Source organism: Mesorhizobium sp. M7A.F.Ca.MR.362.00.0.0 (assembly GCF_004023175.1).
Classification (GTDB): Bacteria; Pseudomonadota; Alphaproteobacteria; order Rhizobiales; family Rhizobiaceae; genus Mesorhizobium.
Map to the genome: position 1 here is coordinate 1 of NZ_RZTF01000873.1, position 648 is coordinate 648.

The window sequence follows — 648 nt, forward strand, 5'->3', positions numbered from 1 at the left end:
GTTTGACGCCTTGGTGCAGGGAGTCCTGCTGGGCGGCATGTATGCCCAGTATGCGCTCGGCATGGCGCTGATGTTCGGCGTCATGCGGATCGTCAACATCAGCCATGGCGATCTGGTGATCCTTTTGTCGCTGATAGGCATTTCGATAGCCACGGCCTGGGGTCTGGGACCGCTGCCTGTGCTGATCTTACTGGTGCCGCTCGCGGTGCTGATGGGCTGGGTGCTGCAGAAGGCCGTGCTGAACCGCGTGGTGGGCAGCGATCCGCTGCCCTCGCTGATCGCCACCTTCGGACTGTCGATCGCGCTGCAGAACCTGATGCTCCAGATATGGTCCGCGAACAGCCGGTCGCTGCCCGGCCATGGCATCGAGAGCCAATCCATCGAGATCGGCGGTATCTATATCGGCCTCCTGCCGCTGATTGTGCTGGCCGTCGCCACGGGGTTGACAGGGGGCCTCGACCTGACGCTGAAGCGCACGCGCTTCGGCCGGGCGCTCCGCGCCGCGTCGGCCGATGTCGAGGCGGCGGCGATGACCGGCATCAACCCGCGCGCCGTCTATGCGATGGCGACGGCTGCGGCGGTCGGCATCCTCGGCTTTGCTGCCGTCTTCCAGGCGTTGCGGTCGACCGTTGCGCCGGCCGACGGACC

At 66.2% G+C, this 648-nt stretch carries 1 protein-coding gene; it reads left to right on the forward strand.

Annotation, left to right across the window (positions count from 1 at the left end):
- The coding region (locus EOC06_RS38260; RefSeq protein WP_164899048.1) for a branched-chain amino acid ABC transporter permease at positions 1 to 648 on the forward strand (648 nt) is incomplete at both ends.